Genomic DNA, 1,553 nt, shown 5'->3' on the forward strand with positions numbered 1-1,553 from the left:
ATGGTGGACTGTGGTCGAAGAAAATCCCCGTGATTCATCGGCCTCTTGCGAGTGCCAATCCTCCGGCTTCGCCCTCGTCGCTGTCCTTGTCTTCCTCCTCATCGTCTCCGCCATCACCTCGACCTTCGCCCTGACCGCCTGGACGCGGCTCAAGATCGCTTCGAATGAGACCGAAAGCCAGCGGTTCGGCCTGCTCGCCGAAGGCCTGACCAACGTGCTGGCCGCGCGCCTGTCGAGCGCCGGGCCGGACATCGGGTTGCCGCTCAATTTCGAGCCAGTCTCCTGCGTGGTCGGCGATCTGACGGTCGTGATGCGGTTGCAGGGGCATTCGGGCCTGATCGATCTCAACGCCGCCGATCACAATCTGCTTGCCCAGGGTTTCGCTTCGCTCGGCGTCGATCCGGAGATGTCCAACTGGCTTGCGATCGCGGTCGAATATTCCCGCAGCGGCGCCAGCATCTTTGCCGCGGTGGCCACGCAAAAGGTCGAAGTCGTGGGTGGTTTCAAGCATGCACCGTTCGAATCCGTGGCTGAGCTGCAGGACTTTTCCAGGCTGCGCTCGATTTCTTTGCCTGATCTCTACAGCACATTCACGGTCAATTCGCGGCGCGGCGATCTGGTCGTAAGTCGAGCCGGCCCCACGCTGGCCAACTTCGTCAAGGCCGGAACATCGGCAGGTGCAAAGATACCCGAGCAGGCCTTCACGATCGAGGTTTCCGTCAGCCGGCGAGGCTCGGCCATCGTCGGTTCCGCCGGCTATGTCTTCGAAAGCCGTTCGGGCGATCAAGCAAGCCTGCTCCGCACTGCAGCGGTTTTGGGAACGATAGGCGCCAAGATAAGGGGCGTGCCTCACCCAAGGCGGTAGACGTCAGGCGCCGGTCTTGATGTAGCTCTTGTAGATCCAGCCGGTCTTGCCGTTGTAGGTGATCTGGCACCATTTCTTGCAGCTCATCACCTGCACCGAGGTTTTGGCTGGCACCGTACCGATGGCGGCGGCATTTTTCTTCGGGCCGCTTCGCATGGTCACGGCCCTCAGGATGCGTCCTGTTCCGGCGGCTGCGGCTTTCCTTGGCTTCGCCTTGGCCTGGCTGTCATCACCTTCTGCCGCGGGCTCTTGAGCCGGCACTTGCGGTTGCACCTCGGGAATGGCGGCGGTTTGTGCGCCGTCGGGATGGTTGCCCGCGGTTGCGCCGGGCGCGGCTACCTTGGCAAGTTCGGTGGCGGCATCGGTATCGGCTGCCGGCTGCGCGAATGCCGCCGTTTGCTTGTCGGGTGCCTTGTCCGCCACCTGGCTGGGAGCAGTCGAATCGGACGCGGATGCGGCCTTCAGCTGGGAACCGGTCCAGCGCGGGTCATTGGCGGCGAGTGCGGGAATGTTGTCTTGCGCGGCCGCCACAGTTGTTGGAATTGCGTCGGACTTGCGCGCCTGCGGTACGGCTGCCGCAGCGACCGCGGCCCCAACCGGGGTTATTTTCGTCGTCTTCACCGGAACCGTTGGAATGGTCTGTTCGGGGCTCGCTGCCGCTTGCCTGTCGCTGGCCGGCAGCGAGCCC

2 protein-coding genes are annotated in these 1,553 nt (G+C 63.6%); one reads left to right on the forward strand and one right to left on the reverse strand.

What is annotated here, in order from left to right:
* The coding region (locus tag EN969_RS35430) for a hypothetical protein (protein WP_164758637.1) at positions 1–865 on the forward strand (865 nt) is incomplete at its 5' end.
* 3 nt (positions 866–868) lie between these two features.
* On the opposite strand, the gene EN969_RS30470 is transcribed toward EN969_RS35430, so the two are convergent.
* Positions 869–1,553 (reverse strand): SH3 domain-containing protein (locus tag EN969_RS30470; protein ID WP_127419703.1); only part of this gene is annotated, 685 nt, incomplete at its 5' end.

The organism is Mesorhizobium sp. M7A.F.Ca.CA.003.01.2.1 (assembly GCF_003998945.1).
In the GTDB taxonomy this organism is placed as follows: Bacteria; Pseudomonadota; Alphaproteobacteria; order Rhizobiales; family Rhizobiaceae; genus Mesorhizobium; species Mesorhizobium ciceri.